We start from the raw sequence: 18470 nt of genomic DNA, 5'->3' as shown, positions 1-18470 counted from the left end.
CGAATTAAAGGGCGAGGTCTTGAAGTTCGAGTTGCAGCGGGTCGGGGCCGGTCAACTTGACCCGTTCATGGGCCGCCAGCGACAGGGTGGCGCCGACCACGTTCGGGCGAATCGGCAGCTCGCCGGCATCCAGATCGAGCAGGCACACCAGGGTGACGCTGGCCGGGCGGCCGTAATCGAAGAGTTCGTTCATGGCCGCACGAATGGTCCGGCCGCTCATCAGCACATCGTCGATCAGCACCAGATGCTGGCCTTCGATTTCGAACGGCAGCTGCGAGGGACGCACCTGTGGGTGTAGGCCGCTCTGGCTGAAGTCGTCGCGGTAGAAGGAAACATCCAGCGTACCCAGTGGCGAGTCGCTGCCAAGCTCTTCGAGCAAGGCCTGAGCGACCCACACGCCACCGGTGCGAATGCCGATGTAGCGCGGTTCGCTGATGCCCCGTTTGGCCAGATAGGTGTCAAGACGGATCGCCATTTGGCTGATCAGTTCGGCGGGATTGGGCAGGCTCATGGTTGCTCCTTCATGGGTCCGAGCACGCTGCATGCACAGTGCGGCTCGGGTTGTAGCTAAGAGAGACGCTGCAGCGCCTCTTCAGGATTCAAACAGCGCGCCATTTTCGTCGAGCCAGCCTTGCAGCAGCAGGGCGGCGGCGATGGCGTCGACCGGGTTGTCGCGGTAACTGCCTTTTTGCCCGCCACGGACCAGACGTTCACCTTTGGCCTCGAAAGTGGTCAGGCGTTCATCGTGGGTATAGAAGGGCAGGTTGTAGCGGCCATTCAGACGGCGGGCGAACTTCTCGGCCCGCAGGCACATGTCACTGGGCGTGCCGTCCATGTTCAGCGGCAGGCCGACCACTACTGCGTCGGGTTTCCATTCCTTGATCAGGGCTTCGACCTGATTCCAGTCAGGAATGCCGTTTTGCGCCTTTAAGGTGCAGAGTTCGCGGGCCTGGCCGGTAATCACCTGGCCGACCGCAACGCCGATCTGTTTGGTGCCGTAATCAAAACCCAGAATCAGACGCAGGGCCATCAGGAGTGTCCCGCCTGGCTGGTCAGCAGGCTGAGGTTGATGCCCAGGCGCTTGGCGGCCGCTTCCAGGCGCAATTCGCTGCTGGTGTTGAACAGGATGTCGGCATCGAACGGGCAAGTCAGCCAGGCATTGTCGGTCAGCTCGGCCTCCAGTTGCCCGGCTTCCCAGCCGGCGTAACCGAGGGCGATCAGGCTTTTGGCCGGGCCAACGCCATCGGCGATGGCAAACAGCACGTCCTGGGAAGTGGACAGCGCCAGGCCATCCAGTTCAACCGTTGCCTGATACGTCGAGCCGATCGGGTGCAGGACAAAACCGCGATCAGTCTGTACCGGGCCGCCGGTGAAAATCGGCACATGCTGGCACAGCGGTGGCGGTTCGATGTCGGGGCGTAGTTGTTCGAGAATATCCGCCAGGCTCAGGTCCTGCGGGCGGTTGATGATCAACCCCATGGCACCATTGGCCGTGTGCTCGACAATGTAGGTCAAGGTGTGCGCAAAGTTCGGGTCGACCATGTGAGGCATGGCGATCAGGAAGTGATGCTTGAGGTAGCTGGGACTGACGTTCTTCATAGGCGCTAGTGTGGCGTTGGAGGGGCAAACTGACAAGCTGGGGATACCGCAATTTGGCAGTCGGCAGTGATCAAATGTGGGATTTGTGGCGGTCAGTTGCTTGAGAGCTTGTCCCCGCGTGCAAACTTCCACGTACGAATAATTTCCAGCCGGTCGATATCCGACAGATCGCCGGTAAACGGTGCAAACGGTGCCGCCAGGCGGACGATGCGCTGCGCCGCCTGATCCAGCAGCGGCTGGCCGGAGGATTCCAGCACCAGCACCTCATACAGCGAACCGTCGCGGTTGATCGAGACCATCAGCCGCAAGTTGCCGTAGATCTGCTTGCGTCGGGCTTCGTCCGGGTAATTCAGGTTACCGATACGCTCGACCTTCTTGCGCCATTCGTCCTTATACCAGGCGCCCTTGTCGCGCATGGTCGAGGCGGCGCTCAGGCGGTGGATACGCGGGCGCTTGGCATACAGCTGTTGTTCGTTGGCGAGTTCCGCTTCCAGGCTGGCGATATCGCTGGACAGCTGCGAGCTGTCGAACGTCGGTGTCGCGGCCTTCGGCGTCGGCTCGGCCTTGACCTCTTGTTTCTTGGTCGCGGCTTTCTTTGGTGCGGGGGCGATCGTGGTCACGGCCGCTTTCGGCGCAGCTTCCTGCACCTGGGGTTTGACCGAAGGAGGGGGCGAGACTTTTTGAACTTTGTTGTCCTGGAACGGCGCGACCTCGGTGGTCTTGGGAATCGCCTTTTTATCCAGAGTGCCGCTGCCTTGCTGGTTTTCCTGAGCGAGGAAATCGGCCTTTTTCGGCTTGGTTTCGCTTTTGAAGGTGGCGAGGGTGATTTCCAGGGTTCTGCTGATCTGCTTGGGTTCGACAAAGGTGAACCCGACGCCCAACAGCAAGGCCAGGTGAATCAGCGCCGCGAGAAACAGGGTAAAACCGAGGCGATCGGCCGGGCGCACGCCACGGTGGGCGAGTTCGGGAGGCAGATCGGACGGAAGTGTCATAACAAGAAAACCAACATCGCGTTTTTCACAGGCCGCGCATGATAACGCAATGTTGGTCGTAACTTGGGTGTTCTATATCAACGGGCTTTAAGCTTCTGATCGATGGCAGCCATCAGCATTTCGCCGATGTTCGTGCCAAAAGCGTTGTCGATCTCACGGATGCAGGTCGGGCTGGTGACGTTGATTTCGGTCAGGTGCTCGCCGATCACGTCGAGGCCGACGAACAGCAAACCCTTTTCACGCAGGGTCGGGCCGACCTGTGCGGCGATCCAGCGATCCTTGTCGGTCAGCGGGCGTGCTTCGCCACGGCCACCGGCGGCCAGGTTGCCACGGGTTTCGCCAGCGGCCGGAATCCGCGCCAGGCAGTAATCCACAGGCTCGCCGTCGATCATCAGAATGCGCTTGTCGCCGTCCTTGATGGCCGGCAGGTAACCCTGCGCCATGATCTGCTGCTTGCCGTGCTGGGTCAGGGTTTCGAGGATCACCGAAAGGTTCGGATGGCCTTTGGTGTGACGGAAGATCGAAGCGCCGCCCATACCGTCCAGCGGTTTGAGAATCACATCGCCGTGATGATCGGCGAACTCGCGCAACACATCGGGGCGACGGCTGACCACAGTCGGTGGCGTGCACTGCGGGAACAGCGTGGCGAACAGTTTTTCATTGCAGTCGCGCAGGCTCTGCGGCTTGTTGACCACCAGCACGCCAGCGCGCTCGGCTTGCTCCAGCAGGTAGGTGGAGTAGACGAATTCCATGTCGAACGGCGGATCCTTGCGCATCAGGATCACGTCCAGATCGCTCAGCAGCGCATCGGTTTCGGCTTCCAGCTCAAACCATTTTTCCGGGTTGGCAAAGACTTTCAAAGGACGCATGCGCGCCCGGGCTTCACCTTCGGCCTGGTACAGATCGCGCTGTTCCATATAGAACAGCGTCCAGCCGCGTGCCTGGGCGGCCAGCAGCATGGCCAGCGAGCTATCCTTTTTATAGGAAATGCTGGCGATAGGGTCCATGACAATCCCGACGCGAACGCTCATGGGTTTTTCCTCGAAATTGGGGTGGTCAAAGCGACATGAAAAAGTGGCGTCAGAGTGGCGCTGAGAGTGTTCCCGGTCAAGGAAAAACCACCTCGAAGGTTGCTCGATAGATTGGATTTGGAGACTGTGCTAAAAAGACTGCCATGTCGTGCTGGCCCTTGAGCATCAAGGGTTTCGAGCCCTGGTAACCTGCAAACGACAAATTGATTCGCAAAGGCGACGGTAGAGCAGATATGGAACAGCATTCCAGCGCCTTGAAGGTCATGGTGATCGACGATTCGAAGACAATTCGTCGCACCGCCGAAACGCTGTTGAAGAACGTGGGCTGTGAGGTCATCACGGCCATCGATGGTTTTGATGCCCTGGCCAAGATTGCCGACAATCATCCCGGCATCATTTTTGTCGACATCATGATGCCGCGTCTGGATGGTTATCAGACCTGCGCTTTAATCAAGAACAACAGCGCGTTCAAGTCCACGCCAGTGATTATGCTGTCGTCCAAGGACGGGCTGTTCGACAAGGCCAAGGGGCGCATCGTCGGCTCTGACCAGTTTTTGACCAAACCTTTCAGCAAGGAAGAACTGCTGAACGCGATCCAGGCCCATGTACCGGGCTTTGTCGTTGTTTCGCCGCAGTAGGACACGCACAGTGACGCTCGGCCAACGGGCCCGGCGTCTATAAGAATGGGGAAGACCATGGCACGTATTCTGATCGTCGATGATTCGCCGACTGAAATGTACAAACTGACCGGTATGCTGGAAAAGCACGGTCACGAAGTGTTGAAGGCCGAAAATGGCGCAGACGGTGTGGCGCTGGCCCGTCAGGAAAAACCCGACGCAGTGCTGATGGACATCGTCATGCCCGGCCTTAACGGTTTCCAGGCCACCCGCCAGCTGACCAAAGACGCTGAAACCAGCCACATTCCGGTGATCATCATCACCACCAAGGATCAGGAAACCGACAAGGTCTGGGGCACCCGCCAGGGCGCCAAGGATTACCTCACCAAGCCGGTGGACGAAGAAACCCTGATCAAGACCCTGAACAACGTGCTGGCTGGCTGACGGCCGACCCATGGCCGAGTCGCTGACTGCCTTCGAACTGCTGCTGCAGATCGACCAGCGCTGCCGTCTGCTGGCGGCGGATCTGCCGTCGCAGCAAACCCGTAACCATGGCTGGAGCGGGATCGGTTTTCGTCTCGGCGAGCGCTGGTACGTGGCGCCCATGGGCGAGGTCAGCGAAGTCCTGCACGAACCGCGTTTTACTCAGCTGCCGGGGGTCAAGTCGTGGGTCAAGGGCGTGGCCAACCTGCGCGGGCGGTTGCTGCCGATCATGGACCTGTGCGGTTTCTTTGGCACTGAGCTGTCTGCGCTGCGCAAGCAACGGCGCGTACTGGTGGTTGAGTATAAAGAGGTGTTTGTCGGGTTGATGGTCGATGAGGTGTTCGGCATGCAGCACTTTGACCAGGCCAGTTTCGAGCCGGCGTCACTGGACGCGCAGAACGGCCCGGCGGGTGCTTTCATAAAGGGACAGTTCGAGCGCGAGCAGCGTTGGCAGGTCTTCAGCCCGTTTGCCCTGGCGCAGTCCCAACGGTTCATGGATGTGGCCCTTTAACCGGTACGACACGGATCTTGTGTGGGAGCGGGCTTGCTCGCGAATGAACGATAACGCGGTAGATCAGCAAGACCGCGGCGCCTGATTCGCGAGCAAGCCCGCTCCCACAGGTTCTTCGGCCAGTCCTGGCAGAGCGTTGATTAACAGGCGAGGATCGATGATAAAAGCAAAAACAGGCAAGGCTACGGAAGGGTCGCGCAGTCGCTCGCAGATCATTGTGCTGTTCATGGCGCTGATCGTGTTCATCGTATTGCTGTTCGCCAACTTCGCTTACCTCAACACCCAGGCCTCCTACGACAAGCAGTACATCGGCCACGCCGGCGAGCTGCGCGTGCTGTCCCAACGTATCGCCAAAAACGCCACCGAAGCGGCCGCCGGCAAAGCGGCGGCGTTCAAGCTGCTGAGTGACGCCCGTAACGACTTCGCCCAACGCTGGGGTTACTTGAAAAAAGGTGATCCGGCCACCGGCTTGCCGCCAGCCCCCCCGGCAGTACGCCCGGAAATGCACGCGGTGCAACAGGATTGGGAGCGCTTGCTGAAGAACACCGATGCGATCCTTTCCAGTGAACAGACTGTATTGTCGCTGCATCAGGTCGCCGCTACCCTGGCCGAGACCGTGCCGCAGTTGCAGGTCGAGTACGAAAAAGTCGTCGAAATCCTGCTCCAGCGCGGTGCGCCAGCCACTCAGGTCGCCATGGCTCAGCGCCAGTCGTTGTTGGCCGAGCGAATCCTTGGTGCGGTCAACACGGTGCTCGCTGGCGACGAAAACGCGCAGCAGGCCGCCGACGCCTTTGGCCGTGATGCAGCGCGCTTTGGTCAGGTGCTCAACGGTATGCTTCAGGGCAATCTTTCGCTGAAAATCAGCCAGGTCGAAGACCATGACGCCCGTGCCCGCCTGACCGAGATTGCCGAGCTGTTCGAGTTCGTTTCGGGCTCGGTCGACGAGATCCTCGAAACCTCGCCTGAGCTGTTCAAGGTCCGCGAGTCGGCGGGCAACATCTTCAATTTGTCGCAGACCCTGCTTGATGAGGCTTCGCACCTGGCCAGCGGTTTCGAAAATATGGTGGGGGGGCGCTCGACCGATACCATCGGCGGTTACGTGCTGGGCTTGCTGGCGCTGACTTCAATCATCCTGATCGGCCTGGTGATGGTTCGCGAAACCAATCGCCAATTGCGGGAAACTGCCGAGAAGAACGAACGTAACCAGAATGCGATCATGCGCTTGCTCGACGAGATCGAAGATCTTGCCGATGGCGACTTGACGGTGACGGCATCGGTGACCGAAGACTTCACCGGAACCATCGCCGACTCGATCAATTACTCGGTCGATCAACTGCGCGATCTGGTCGCGACCATCAACCTGACGGCCGGTCAGGTGGCTGCTGCCGTACAGGAAACCCAGGCAACCGCGATGCACCTGGCCCAGGCCTCGGAGCATCAGGCACAGCAGATTTCCGAAGCCTCGACCGCGATCAACGAAATGGCCCAGTCCATTGATCAGGTGTCGGCCAATGCTGCCGAGTCCTCTGCGGTCGCCGAGCGCTCGGTAGAAATCGCCAACAAGGGCAACGAGGTGGTGCACAACACCATTCACGGCATGGACAACATCCGTGAACAGATTCAGGACACGGCCAAGCGGATCAAACGTCTGGGTGAGTCTTCCCAGGAAATTGGCGACATCGTCAGCCTGATCGACGACATTGCCGACCAGACCAACATCCTCGCGCTCAACGCCGCGATCCAGGCCTCCATGGCCGGTGACGCCGGGCGCGGTTTTGCGGTGGTTGCCGATGAAGTCCAGCGGCTGGCGGAGCGCTCGTCGGCGGCCACTCGGCAGATTGAAACCCTGGTGCGGGCGATTCAGACCGACACCAATGAAGCCGTGATTTCCATGGAACAAACCACCACCGAAGTGGTGCGCGGCGCGCGACTGGCGCAGGATGCCGGTGTGGCCCTGGAAGAAATCGAAGGCGTGTCGAAAACCCTCGCGGCGTTGATCCAGAGTATTTCCAACGCGGCGCAGCAACAGACGTCTTCGGCGGGTCAGATATCCTTGACGATGAACGTGATCCAGCAGATCACCGCGCAGACCTCGTCGGGCTCCACGGCCACCGCCGAGAGCATTGGCAACCTGGCAAAAATGGCCAGCCAGCTGCGGCGTTCGGTGTCTGGTTTCACCTTGCCGGCCGTCGCTGAGCACAGCGCCGACAAGGCTTGAACGATGGCTGCCGGGAAAGCATTTTGATTGGAGTGGTTATGGGTGATCGGCACGACTATGTGGCCCTCGAATGGGTCAAGGGCGAAATTGCCGAAACGCTGAAGCAGGCGTTTATTGCCCTTGAAAGCATGGCCCTCGACAACCGGGTCGAAGAACCGCAGACGGCGCACGCGATCGACGAGTGCCTGGCGGGGATTCATCAGGTCCACGGCAGTTTGCAGATAGTCGAATTCTACGGCGCGGCGTTGCTCGCCGAAGAGATGGAGCAGCTCGCGGCGGCGTTGCAGCAAAACCGCGTCAGCCATCGCGATGAAGCCATTCGCCTGTTGCAACAATCCCTCGGCCAGTTACCGATTTACCTTGACCGCGTGCACAGCGCCCGCCGCGACTTGCCGCTGGTGGTGTTGCCGCTGATCAACGACCTGCGCAGCGCCCGTGGCGAAAGCCTGTTGTCGGAAACCAGTCTGTTCAGCCCACAGTGGCAGGATCTGCCGCCGCTGGACGAAGACACTCTGGCGATGCTTGAACCCGCCGAACTGCCGAATGTGCTGCGTAAATTGCGGCAAATGTTGCAGATGGGTCTGGTGGGTTTGCTTCGCGAACAGGACGACAACACCAATCTCGGCTATCTGGCCAAGGTCTTTGCACGCCTCGAAGCGCTGTGCGGTGACGCGCCATTGGGGTCGTTGTGGCATGTCGCTTCGGCGCTGGTCGAAGGCATGGTCAGTGGCGGCATCGCCAACAGCCCGGCGTTGCGCAGTCTGTTCAAGGACGCCGACAAGGAACTCAAGCGTCTGCTGGAGCACGGCATGCACGGGGTCAATCAGCCGGCACCGCCAGAGCTGCTCAAGAGCCTGTTGTTCTACATTGCCAAGGCACAACATCCCACTGCGCAGATGCAAATCATGAAAGATCGCTACGCGCTGGACGACGCATTGCCCGACAGCGCGATGGTCGATGAAGAACGCGCCCGTCTGGCCGGCCCGGACCGTGACGCGATGCGCTCGGTGCTGGCCGCGCTCTGCGAAGAACTGGTGCGGGTCAAGGAGCGCCTCGACCTGTTCGTGCGCAGCGACCGTCAACATGTCTCGGACCTCGACAGTCTGCTGGCGCCACTGCGGCAAATCGCCGACACCCTGGCGGTGCTCGGTTTCGGTCAACCGCGCAAGGTGATCATCGATCAACTGGCGGTGGTCCTGAGCCTGGCCCAAGGCCAACGAGAGCCGAACGACGCGATCCTGATGGATGTCGCCGGTGCCTTGCTTTACGTCGAGGCGACACTGGCCGGAATGGTCGGTACCGTTGAGGAAAGCCGCGAAGAGAGCCGGTTGCCGACCACCGACCTGATCCAGATCCACCAGATCGTCATCAAGGAAGCGCGAATCTGCCTGCAACAGGCCAAGGACATGATCGTCGACTACATCGACGCCGACTGGGATCGTCAGGCTTTGCAGCCGCTACCGGCCGTGCTGACCCAGGTGCGTGGCGCGTTGGCGATGATCCCGTTGAGCCGTGCGGCGAGCCTGCTGGAAGCCTGCAACAGCTTCATTCGCGAGCATCTGCTGGTGGATCAGACACGGCCCGACTGGCAGCAACTCGACAATCTGGCCGACGCCATTACCAGCATCGAGTATTACCTGGAGCGCTTGAGCGAAGACCATGAGGCGCCCGGCGAACAGCTTCTTGATGTCACCGAGCAAAGCCTGGCGGCACTGGGTTATTTCCCCAACGAAGTGCATGTACCGCTGCTCGAAGAAGTGCCAAGCCCAGGCTTGGCGTTAGTGATGCAGGAATCGCAGGCGCGGGATAACCCGCAGATCGCCCAGTCGCTGGCAGAGGTATTGGCCAGCCCAACCAGCGCCGTCAATCCGCCCGCGCTAATCACACCGGGCAGTCTGCTGCCGCCGCCGGCCGATGAAGAACCGGTGGATGATGAGCTGCGGGAAGTCTTCCTTGAAGAGACCGATGAGGTCCTTGAAGTCCTGCGCGAATATTTGCCGCGCTGGTTGGCCAGCCCCGACAGCGCATCCGTTCTGAGTGAATTGCGTCGCGCTTTCCACACCTTGAAAGGCAGCGGGCGAATGGTTCGCGCACTGGTGCTGGGCGAGTTGGCCTGGGCGCTGGAGAACCTGCTCAACCGGGTGCTGGAACGCAGCGTCGAACCGGGTCCGCCGGTGCATCAACTGCTGGATGAAGTGCTGCAACTGCTCCCTGAACTGATCGCCGAGTTCGCCGCCAACCGCCAGCGCCAGCGCGAAGATGTCGACTGCCTGGCCGCTCGCGCCCATGCGTTGGCCAAGGGCGATGAAAGCTTGCTGGACGCTGCGCCGCAGGATGTCGCGGTGCTTGATCCGCAGTTACTGGAGATCTTCCGCAACGAAGCCGAAACCCACCTCAACAGCCTCAACCGCTTTCTCGATCAGGCCGCCGAGCACGTGCCGTTGCAGGCCAGTGATGAATTGCAGCGCGCGCTGCACACGCTCAAGGGCAGCGCTTCGATGGCGGGTGTGTTGCCGATTGCCGAACTGGCGGCAGCGTTCGATCAACTGGCCCGCGAGTACAAGGCGCACCAGATTGCGCTGGACCTGGACGAAGTCGAACTGCTGCTTGAAGCCTGCGGCCTGCTGCGTCGCGGCTTGAAGCAATTGAACAGTGATCCGTTGACACCCATCAGTGGTGCCCAAAGCTTGATCGAACGCACTCAGTCGCTGCTCGCCGAGCGCCTGGAAGCCATCCTCAATGCGCCGAACACGGGGTTGCGAATCAAGCGTGATCCGCAGCTGATCAACAATTTCCTCGCCCAGGGCATGGACATCCTGCTGGACGCCGAAAGCCTGTTGCAACGCTGGCAGCAGCACCCCGGCGAGCGGCAGGAACTCAGCGCGCTGCTGGATGAACTGACGACCTTGGGTGAAAACGCGCACCTGGCCGATCTGCACCCGGTGGATGAGCTGTGTGAAGCCTTGCTCGACCTCTATGGCGCGGTGGAAGAAAGCAGCCTGGCGGTCAGCGAGCGGTTCTTCCACGAGGCTCAAAGCGCTCACGAAGCGCTGATCAACATGCTCGACGAACTGGCCGCGGGCCAGGAAGTCGGCTCTCAGCCGGCGCGGGTTCGCGCCTTGCGTGATTTGCTGCATGAGGGCCTTGATCCATCGGCCACGGGGTTGATCCGCAGCGATGGCAGCCGCACCCTGAGCATCACCGAACTGGGCAGCGCCACCACCGAGTTGGCGCAGACGCAGGCGTTGGCGATTGACGATGAAATCGTTTCGATCTTTCTCGAGGAAGCGGTGGATATCCTCGAAAGCGCCGGACAGGCCTTGCAGCGTTGGCTCAATGATCCAGAGAACGCTGCGCCGCTGTCGTCGTTGCAGCGCGACTTGCACACCCTCAAGGGCGGCGCGCGGATGGCCGAGGTTGGGCCGGTCGGCGATCTGGCCCACGAACTTGAGAGCCTTTATGAGGGGCTGGTCGACCGACGTTTCAGTCACTCGCAAGCGCTGGGGGCGCTGTTGCAACAAAGCCACGACCGCCTCGCGGTGTTGCTCGAACAGTTGCAAAACCATCAGCCGCTGGGCGATCCGAGTGCGCTGATCGAGGCGATCCAGCAGTTCCGGCAAAGTACTGGCAGCGCGGCCGATGTGGTCGAAGCGGCGGCCGCGAATGACTCGGCGAGCAACGATCCAGAACTGCTGGAGATCTTCCTTGAGGAAGGTTTCGACATCATCGACAGCTCTGGCTCGGCGTTGTCGCGCTGGCAGGCGGACCCGCAAAACCGCCAGGAAATGGAAACCCTGTTGCGCGACCTGCACACCCTCAAGGGCGGCGCACGGATGGTCGAAATCGCCCCGATTGGCGACCTGGCCCATGAACTGGAATTTCTGTACGAAGGGCTGTCGACTGGCTTGCTGCACGCCACGCCGGCGCTGTTCGATCTGTTGCAACGCAGCCATGACCGGCTGGCGCAGATGCTCGATGCAACCCGCGCCGGGCTGCCGGTGCTGCCGGCCGACGGGCTGATAGACGCGATCAAGGCCTTCACTCACCCGACCGCTGACAAGACTCCTGCTCCAGTGATTGAAGTCGCACCGGTGGGCAAGCCCGAGGTGCCAGCGCTGCAGCCTGATGCCGGCGCCGACATGGTCAAGGTGTCGGCCGAGCTGCTCGATGATCTGGTCAACCTGGCCGGGGAAACCTCGATCTTCCGTGGTCGCATCGAGCAGCAAGTCAATGATGCGCAGGTCGCCCTGAGCGAGATGGAGACCACCATCGAGCGCATGCGCGATCAACTGCGCAGGCTCGACACCGAAACCCAGGGACGGATTCTCAGTCGTCAGCAGGTTGAAGCCGAACGTCTGGGCTACGAAGAATTCGACCCGCTGGAAATGGACCGTCACTCGCAGTTGCAGCAGTTGTCGCGGGCGTTGTTCGAGTCGGCTTCCGACTTGCTCGACCTCAAGGAAACCCTCGATCGACGTAACCACGACGCCCAAAACCTGCTGCAGCAACAAGGCCGGATCAACACCGAACTGCAAGAAGGTCTGATGCGCACGCGCATGGTGCCGTTCGAGCGGATGCTGCCGCGCTTGAAGCGCATCGTCCGTCAGGTTTCCAGCGAGTTGGGCAAGGACGTCGAGTTCATTGTCGGGAACGCCGAAGGCGAGATGGACCGCAATGTTCTAGAGCGCATGGCGGCGCCGCTTGAACACATGTTGCGCAATGCCGTCGACCATGGCCTGGAATCTGCCGAAGCACGCCGTGCGGCTGGCAAACCCGAGCAAGGCCGAATCACCCTGGACCTGTCCCGTGAGGGCGGCGACATCATTTTCGACATCCGCGACGACGGTGCCGGCGTGCCGCTGGACGCGGTGCGGCGCAAGGCAATCAAGCGCGGGTTGCTCGACCCCGGCAGTGACATGAGCGACCGTGACGTGTTGCAGTTCATTCTGCAGCCAGGGTTTTCCACTGCCGAGAAAATCACCCAGATCTCCGGGCGCGGTGTTGGCATGGACGTGGTCCACGAAGAAGTGCGGCAACTCGGCGGTTCGATGAGCATCGACTCTGTGCCTGGGCAGGGCGTGCACTTCCGTATTCGGCTGCCGTTCACCGTGTCGGTCAACCGGGCGTTGATGGTGCAGTGTGCGGAGGATCAGTACGCGATCCCGCTGAATACCATCGAAGGCATTGTGCGCGTTCTACCCTTTGAGCTGGACGGTTACTACCAGCTCGATCCGCCGCTGTACCAATACGCTGGGCAACGCTATGAATTGTGTTACCTCGGCGAGCTGCTGAAGACCAGCGTCCGCCCGAAACTGTTGGGCCAGAGCCTGCCATTGCCGGTATTGCTGGTGCAGTGCCACGAGCGACGCATCGCGGTGCAGGTCGATGCGATGGCCGGCACCCGGGAAATCGTGGTGAAAAGTCTCGGTCCGCAGTTCGCAGCGGTGCAGGGGCTGTCCGGTGCGACCATTCTTGGCGATGGCCGGGTGGTGCTGATTCTCGATCTGCTGGCGCATATCCGCGCGATGCAGACGCATTTGCCGCCGCAGCGCGTCATACAAGAGCCGGTCGCAGAGACCGAGCCGCAGCGTTCGACGCTGGTGCTGGTGGTCGACGATTCGGTCACGGTGCGTAAGGTCACCAGTCGCTTGCTCGAGCGCCACGGCATGAATGTGCTGACTGCCAAGGACGGTGTCGACGCCATGCTATTGCTCGAAGAGCACATGCCCGACCTGATGCTGCTCGACATCGAAATGCCGCGCATGGACGGTTTCGAAGTGGCCATGCAGGTGCGCAACGACCCACGTTTGCAGCACCTGCCGATCATCATGATCACCTCGCGCACCGGCCAGAAACACCGCGACCGGGCGATGGCCATCGGCGTTAACGACTACCTCGGCAAGCCGTACCAGGAATCGGTGTTGCTCGAAAGCATCGCCTTGTGGAGCAAAACCCATGCTTGAGCACCGCACCAGCAACCTTACCGGGCTGCTGCTGCCCCTGGCCGATCGCAACCTGATCCTACCCAATGTCGCCGTCGCCGAGCTGATCGACTACCAGCCAGGTGCCTTCGACCTCGATTCGCCGCCCTGGTACCTGGGGCTGGTGACCTGGCGTGACCGGCAGATCCCGCTGCTGAGCTTCGAATCGGCCTGCGGCAACAAAACCGTGATCGGCGACCGCGCGCGCATCGTCGTCCTCAACGCCCTTGGCGGGCGCCCGCACCTCAAATTCATCGCCTTGCTGGTGCAAGGGATTCCACGCTCCTACAAGCTCGACAGCCAGTTGAGCTATGTCGACGTGCCGCTGTGCTCGCTGGAGCACGCGGCGGTTCAGGTCGCCGAACAAGTAGCGAAGGTCCCGGATTTGCTGGCGCTGGAAGAGTTGTTGGTGGGGGCGGGGTTGGTTCCTTCCTGATCGTTCCCACGCTCTGCGTGGGAATGCCGCCATGGACGCTCCGCGTCCGCTTCGGATGTGACGCAGAGCGTCACGGGATGCATTCCCACGCGGGAGCGTGGGAACGATTCATCTATCATCTTTTAGAAACATTGCGCTTCCAGGCTACAAGCCTGAGCCTTGCGCGATGTTGCAGTGATTTTTTGAGGTTGGAGACACATGTATCACGGGGAAAGATTCAACGCCTGGAGCCATTTGTTCGGGGCGATTGCGGCGTTTGTCGGGGCGGTCTGGTTGCTGGTGATTGCCAGTCTGGACGGTAGCCCCTGGAAGATCGTCAGCGTGGCGATTTACGGGTTTACCTTACTGGTGCTGTACAGCGTTTCGACGGTTTACCACAGCGTGCGCGGGCGGGCGAAGGTGATCATGCAGAAGGTCGATCATCTGTCGATCTACCTGTTGATCGCCGGCAGTTACACGCCGTTCTGTCTGGTAACCCTGCGCGGACCGTGGGGCTGGACGCTGTTCGGGATCGTCTGGGGACTGGCGGTGATCGGCATGCTGCAAGAGATCAAACCGCGCTCCGAGGCGCGAATCCTGTCGATCGTGATCTACGCGGTGATGGGCTGGATCGTGCTGGTGGCGGTCAAACCGCTGCTGGCAGCGCTGGGCACTGTCGGTTTTGCCTGGCTGGCGGCGGGCGGGGTGTTTTATACCGTCGGCATCATCTTCTTCGCCCTCGACAGCCGACTGCGTCACGCCCACGGCATCTGGCACCTGTTCGTCATCGCCGGCAGTTTGCTGCACTTCGTGGCGATCCTGTTTTATGTCTTGTGAAGCAAAAGATCGCAGCCTGCGGCAGCTCCTACAAATCCAGTAGGCTGCGATCTTTTGGCTGGCGCTGCAATCAACCCCGATCCACCAACCGATCCAGCTGCTCCTGCGCACGCGTGCTGAAGATCATCAGCAAATCGCTCAAGGTGTGCGGCGGCGGTTCGTCAGCGCGGGTCACGGCGTACAAAGTGATTGGCAACGGCGGCGCCAATGGCCGAATGGCCGTAGCACTCGGTGAGGCACCAAGGGCCGTGAACGGGTCGACTACCGCCAGCCCGGCGCCGGATTCGACCATGGCCCGCGCCAATGAATAGGTCTGCACGGCGATGCTGACCCGTGGCGGTGGCTCGACGGCTTTCAGGTAGCTATCGAGCCTGGCGGACAACGGGTCGGCGCTGGACAGACCAATCAATGGCGCATTGGCCAAGGCCATCAGTGGCAGCGGCTTACCTTGGTCGGCCTCAGGCCAGTAACCGCTCGGCGCCAACGCTACCAGCACCCCGCAGGCCAACGCCTGGGCCTTGAGCCCTGGGTGATCGGGTTGTTGCAGAGTCAGCGCGACATCGATTTCACGCATCAACAGGTTCTGCACCAGTTCGCGACTGTGGGCGCTGGACAGCTCGCAGACAATGTCCGGGTAACGCCGGGTCCACTCGTTGATCGCCGGCGGCAGCAGCGACAGCGCCAGCGCCGGTGTCGCGCCGATCCGCAGGCTGTGGCCTGGCTCGCGGCGCAGGCTCTGGGCCAAGCGTCGAACCCCTTGCAGGCTTTCCGTGACCTTGTCGACCTCGCGCTCCAGCTCCAGCGCTTCCGGCGTGGCCTGCAATTTACCGCGCACCCGCAAAAACAGCGGGAAGCCCAATTGTTGTTCGGCGTGCTGCAACACCTTGGTCACGGCGGGCTGCGAAACGTGCAGCAACTGCGCGGCGCCGCTGACCGAGCCGGTCTGGCGAATGGCCTGGAAAATCTCGATGTGTCGAAGGCGCATGGCAAGTCCATAACCTTTGTTTATGGGTCTGGCATCTTTATTCATTGTTCGGCGCCTGTCACCTGGCTCTAACCTCAGGCTCGTCTCAACAACGGCTAAGGACTGACATGGCTCAGCGAGTTTGCATCATCGGCGGTGGGGTGATTGGCCTGACAACGGCTTACGCGCTGGTTCGTGATGGCGTTGAGGTGACGGTGGTCGAGGCCCGTGACTCGCTCGGCAGCGAAACCAGTTTTGCCAATGGCGGCCAACTGTCCTATCGCTACGTCGCACCGCTGGCTGATGCCGGCGTGCCGTTACAGGCCATTGGCTGGATGCTGCGCGGCGACTCGCCGCTGAAGCTGCGCATGCGTTTCGACCCAGCGCAATGGCGCTGGATGGCATCCTTTCTGGGGGCTTGCCGGACTTCCGTAAACCGCCAGAACGCCGCTCATTTGCTGCGCTTGGCGCTATTGAGTCAGACCACCCTGCAAGCCTGGCGCGAAGAGGATTCGCTGGACGGCTTCAACTGGCGGCGCAACGGCAAACTGGTGACCTTTCGCCAGGCCGCGAGCTTCGAACATGCCCGCGATAGCCTGGCCGATGCACAGCAACAACAGGTGTTGTCGCAGGCTGAATGCGCACGTCTTGAACCGGCGCTGGCTGATGCAGCCTTTGTTGGGGCGATTTATACCCCGGACGAAGAAGTCGGCGACTGCCACGCCTTCTGTCAGCAACTGATGAAGCGGCTGAAGGCTTCGGGCCGCTGCGAGTTTCGGCTGGGGCGGGCTGTGACCGGGATTCGTCATGCCAACGGCGCAGTGAGCGCTATCGAGTTGGGGGGCGAGGTGCTGCCGGTCGAACAACTGGTCATCGCTGCCGGTCATCGCAGCCCGTTGCTGGCGCTGCCCGGTGTGCACTTGCCGCTGTATCCGCTCAAAGGTTATAGCCTGACTGTGCCCATTGGTGCGGAGCATCGCGCACCGGACCTGAGCATCACCGACTACGACCGCAAGATCGTCTATGCGCGGATCGGCGAGCAATTGCGGGTGGCGGCGATGGTCGACATCGTCGGCTTCGATCCGGCGCTGGACCCCAAGCGTCTGGCACTGATCAAGCGCCAGGCTCGCGATACTTTTCCGAATGCCGGTGCCTACGACGCGGCTGTCGAATGGGCCGGCATGCGCCCGGCCACCCCCAGCGGCGTGCCGCTGTTGGGGGCGACGGCTTACCGCAACCTGTGGCTCAACCTCGGCCATGGCGCGCTGGGTTTCACCCTGGCGTGCGGCAGTGCTCGGGTGCTCAGCGAACTGATCGGCCAACGCAGTCCATCCATCGACCTGCAGGGTTTCACGCCCCGTGCGGTCTGACCTCTCATCCATGCAAAGGAACGTCTAATGACCATCACTCGTATCAACAGCAACAGTCGTTTGTCCGGCGTCGTGACCTTTGGCGAGCTGGTGTTCCTCTCTGGCCAGGTGCCGGGCGACAGCACCGACGTCTCAGGGCAGACCCGCGAGGTGCTGGAGAAGATCGACGCGTTGCTGGCCGAGGCGGGCAGCGACAAGGACCATCTGCTGAGCGCAACCATTTACCTGAAGGACATCGGGCAGGATTTTGCGGCGATGAATGACGTCTGGTCGGCCTGGTTGTCGCCGGGGCACGCACCGAGTCGCACCACCTTACAGGCTGAACTCGCACGCCCGCAGGTGCTAGTGGAAATCACCGTTATCGCTGCCCGCCGCTAAATAAACACCATCCACAACGGAGAATAACAATGCAAAAAATCACGTTGATCGGCTGCACCCTGGGCCTGCTGCTCGGGACTCAAGTTCAGGCAACCGAGGCACCGCTGACCGGCACTCTCAGCAAAATCGCCAACGCCAACAGCATCACGCTGGGCTATCGCGATGCATCGGTGCCGTTCTCTTATGTGGGTGATCAGTCGGGCCAGCCCATGGGCTACTCGGTGGACCTGGCGAGCAAGATCGTCGAGCGTATCCAGCAGAAACTTGCGCTGCCGCAGCTCAAGGTGAAGTACAACCTGGTGACCTCGCAGACTCGTATCCCGCTGGTACAGAACGGCACCGTAGACCTTGAATGCGGTTCTACCGGGGTGACCGCCGAGCGGCAGAAGCAGGTGGCGTTTTCCTACGGGTTTATTTACGTCAAAGGCCAGTTACTGACGGCCAGCGACAGCGGCATCAAGAGCTTCGCCGACTTGCGTGGCAAGAACGTGGTGACCACCGCCGGCACCACCAACGAGCGCTTTCTCAAAAGCTACAACGCCGACCACAAGATCGACATGTTCGTGATCAGTGCGAAGGATCACGGCGAGGCCTTCCAGATGTTGCAATCGGGTCGGGCGGTGGCGTTTTACATGGACGATGCGCTGCTTTACGGTGAGCGCGCCAAGGCCCGTGATCCGCACAAGTGGGTGGTGGTTGGGGAAGAACAGTCGCGGGAGATCTACAGCTGCATGGTGCGCAAGGATGATCCGCAGTTCCTTGCGCTAGTGAACGGAGCCTTGGCTGATCTGTACAGCTCGGGCGAGATCAATGGTATCTACCAGCGCTGGTTCGAACAGCCGATCCCGCCTAAAGGGCTGAACCTGGAGTTCCCGATGACCAGCGAACTGAAAGCCATCATCGCCAAACCGGTGAGCGACCCGGTGCAATAAACAGCAAAAAGATCGCAGCCTGCGGCAGCTCCTACAGGGGATCGCGTTCGGCGTAGGAGCTGCCGTGTTGTGGTCGAATATTTTTGGACCATGATGTAGGAGCGTCGATTTAAGGAAGCATCATGGGATATCGGGTTGTTAC

General features: G+C 60.9%; 16 protein-coding genes. 10 read left to right on the top strand and 6 right to left on the bottom strand.

The annotated features are described in order from the left end of the window. Positions 1-4: 4 nt before the first annotated feature. The 5 genes from pyrR to gshB form a co-directional block, all read right to left on the bottom strand. Positions 5-511, bottom strand: coding sequence for a bifunctional pyr operon transcriptional regulator/uracil phosphoribosyltransferase PyrR (gene pyrR, locus ACIPIN_RS16790; RefSeq protein ID WP_401120310.1), 507 nt, complete (start codon positions 509-511; stop codon positions 5-7). Between the two features lie 81 nt (positions 512-592). Next, positions 593-1030 carry a Holliday junction resolvase RuvX gene (gene ruvX / locus ACIPIN_RS16785; RefSeq protein WP_401120309.1) on the bottom strand — a complete coding sequence of 146 codons (438 nt, stop codon included), beginning with the start codon at positions 1028-1030 and terminating at the stop codon, positions 593-595. Further along, positions 1030-1599 carry a YqgE/AlgH family protein gene (locus ACIPIN_RS16780; protein ID WP_401120307.1) on the bottom strand — a complete coding sequence of 190 codons (570 nt, stop codon included), beginning with the start codon at positions 1597-1599 and terminating at the stop codon, positions 1030-1032. Before ACIPIN_RS16780 ends, ruvX begins: the two co-directional genes overlap by 1 nt. Before the next feature lie 92 nt (positions 1600-1691). After that, positions 1692-2591, bottom strand: a complete 900-nt coding sequence (locus tag ACIPIN_RS16775; protein ID WP_401120305.1) for a TonB family protein — start codon at positions 2589-2591, stop codon at positions 1692-1694. Between the two features lie 77 nt (positions 2592-2668). Continuing rightward, positions 2669-3622 carry a glutathione synthase gene (gene gshB / locus ACIPIN_RS16770; protein WP_123426444.1) on the bottom strand — a complete coding sequence of 318 codons (954 nt, stop codon included), beginning with the start codon at positions 3620-3622 and terminating at the stop codon, positions 2669-2671. 233 nt (positions 3623-3855) lie between these two features. On the opposite strand from gshB, the gene pilG reads away from it, so the two are divergent. The 7 genes from pilG to ACIPIN_RS16735 all read left to right on the top strand — a co-directional run bounded on the left by pilG (position 3856) and on the right by ACIPIN_RS16735 (position 14684). Next, positions 3856-4260 (top strand): twitching motility response regulator PilG, encoded by a 405-nt coding sequence (gene pilG, locus ACIPIN_RS16765; protein ID WP_401120303.1) that lies wholly within the window; start codon positions 3856-3858, stop codon positions 4258-4260. Between the two features lie 57 nt (positions 4261-4317). Further along, a complete protein-coding gene (pilH, locus tag ACIPIN_RS16760) occupies positions 4318-4683 on the top strand; it encodes a twitching motility response regulator PilH (RefSeq protein WP_020295795.1) in 366 nt (121 codons plus the stop codon). A 10-nt stretch (positions 4684-4693) separates the two neighbouring features. Continuing rightward, complete coding sequence (locus ACIPIN_RS16755; protein ID WP_401120302.1) at positions 4694-5233, top strand: chemotaxis protein CheW; 540 nt, start codon at positions 4694-4696, stop codon at positions 5231-5233. A 157-nt stretch (positions 5234-5390) separates the two neighbouring features. Continuing rightward, positions 5391-7451, top strand: a complete 2061-nt coding sequence (locus tag ACIPIN_RS16750) for a methyl-accepting chemotaxis protein (RefSeq protein ID WP_401120301.1) — start codon at positions 5391-5393, stop codon at positions 7449-7451. A gap of 38 nt (positions 7452-7489) precedes the next feature. Continuing rightward, the gene (locus ACIPIN_RS16745) at positions 7490-13414 is read left to right on the top strand and encodes an Hpt domain-containing protein (RefSeq protein ID WP_401120300.1); all 5925 of its coding nucleotides are present in this window, start codon (positions 7490-7492) and stop codon (positions 13412-13414) included. Beyond that, positions 13407-13868: a chemotaxis protein CheW gene (locus ACIPIN_RS16740; RefSeq protein ID WP_401120298.1), complete on the top strand. Its 462-nt coding sequence runs from the start codon at positions 13407-13409 to the stop codon at positions 13866-13868. Before ACIPIN_RS16745 ends, ACIPIN_RS16740 begins: the two co-directional genes overlap by 8 nt. 198 nt (positions 13869-14066) lie before the next feature. Further along, complete coding sequence (locus ACIPIN_RS16735) at positions 14067-14684, top strand: hemolysin III family protein (RefSeq protein WP_401120297.1); 618 nt, start codon at positions 14067-14069, stop codon at positions 14682-14684. A gap of 70 nt (positions 14685-14754) precedes the next feature. Here the strand turns inward: ACIPIN_RS16735 and ACIPIN_RS16730 are convergent, their stop codons facing one another. Further along, positions 14755-15669: a LysR family transcriptional regulator gene (locus tag ACIPIN_RS16730; RefSeq protein ID WP_401120296.1), complete on the bottom strand. Its 915-nt coding sequence runs from the start codon at positions 15667-15669 to the stop codon at positions 14755-14757. Between the two features lie 62 nt (positions 15670-15731). Here ACIPIN_RS16730 and ACIPIN_RS16725 point away from each other — a divergent pair, with 62 nt between their 5' ends. The 3 genes from ACIPIN_RS16725 to ACIPIN_RS16715 are packed head-to-tail and all read left to right on the top strand — an operon-like array spanning position 15732 to position 18328. Beyond that, a complete protein-coding gene (locus ACIPIN_RS16725) occupies positions 15732-17018 on the top strand; it encodes a D-amino acid dehydrogenase (RefSeq protein ID WP_401120400.1) in 1287 nt (428 codons plus the stop codon). Between the two features lie 27 nt (positions 17019-17045). Next, positions 17046-17396 carry a RidA family protein gene (locus ACIPIN_RS16720; RefSeq protein WP_401120295.1) on the top strand — a complete coding sequence of 117 codons (351 nt, stop codon included), beginning with the start codon at positions 17046-17048 and terminating at the stop codon, positions 17394-17396. 29 nt (positions 17397-17425) lie between these two features. Beyond that, the gene (locus tag ACIPIN_RS16715) at positions 17426-18328 is read left to right on the top strand and encodes a transporter substrate-binding domain-containing protein (RefSeq protein ID WP_401120293.1); all 903 of its coding nucleotides are present in this window, start codon (positions 17426-17428) and stop codon (positions 18326-18328) included. Positions 18329-18470 lie beyond the last annotated feature (142 nt).

The organism is Pseudomonas sp. NPDC087697, from assembly GCF_044743155.1.
Classification (GTDB): domain Bacteria; phylum Pseudomonadota; class Gammaproteobacteria; order Pseudomonadales; family Pseudomonadaceae; genus Aquipseudomonas.
The sequence above is the reverse complement of the archived record's forward strand: the minus strand, read 5'-3'. Positions and strand labels throughout refer to the sequence as shown.

Coding starts and splice junctions, on each gene's coding strand:
- pyrR (WP_401120310.1), bottom strand. CDS start 511: ATGAGCCTGCCCAATCCCGCCGAACTGATCAGCCAAATGGCGATCCGT.
- ruvX (WP_401120309.1), bottom strand. CDS start 1,030: ATGGCCCTGCGTCTGATTCTGGGTTTTGATTACGGCACCAAACAGATC.
- ACIPIN_RS16780 (WP_401120307.1), bottom strand. CDS start 1,599: ATGAAGAACGTCAGTCCCAGCTACCTCAAGCATCACTTCCTGATCGCC.
- ACIPIN_RS16775 (WP_401120305.1), bottom strand. CDS start 2,591: ATGACACTTCCGTCCGATCTGCCTCCCGAACTCGCCCACCGTGGCGTG.
- gshB (WP_123426444.1), bottom strand. CDS start 3,622: ATGAGCGTTCGCGTCGGGATTGTCATGGACCCTATCGCCAGCATTTCC.
- pilG (WP_401120303.1), top strand. CDS start 3,856: ATGGAACAGCATTCCAGCGCCTTGAAGGTCATGGTGATCGACGATTCG.
- pilH (WP_020295795.1), top strand. CDS start 4,318: ATGGCACGTATTCTGATCGTCGATGATTCGCCGACTGAAATGTACAAA.
- ACIPIN_RS16755 (WP_401120302.1), top strand. CDS start 4,694: ATGGCCGAGTCGCTGACTGCCTTCGAACTGCTGCTGCAGATCGACCAG.
- ACIPIN_RS16750 (WP_401120301.1), top strand. CDS start 5,391: ATGATAAAAGCAAAAACAGGCAAGGCTACGGAAGGGTCGCGCAGTCGC.
- ACIPIN_RS16745 (WP_401120300.1), top strand. CDS start 7,490: ATGGGTGATCGGCACGACTATGTGGCCCTCGAATGGGTCAAGGGCGAA.
- ACIPIN_RS16740 (WP_401120298.1), top strand. CDS start 13,407: ATGCTTGAGCACCGCACCAGCAACCTTACCGGGCTGCTGCTGCCCCTG.
- ACIPIN_RS16735 (WP_401120297.1), top strand. CDS start 14,067: ATGTATCACGGGGAAAGATTCAACGCCTGGAGCCATTTGTTCGGGGCG.
- ACIPIN_RS16730 (WP_401120296.1), bottom strand. CDS start 15,669: ATGCGCCTTCGACACATCGAGATTTTCCAGGCCATTCGCCAGACCGGC.
- ACIPIN_RS16720 (WP_401120295.1), top strand. CDS start 17,046: ATGACCATCACTCGTATCAACAGCAACAGTCGTTTGTCCGGCGTCGTG.
- ACIPIN_RS16715 (WP_401120293.1), top strand. CDS start 17,426: ATGCAAAAAATCACGTTGATCGGCTGCACCCTGGGCCTGCTGCTCGGG.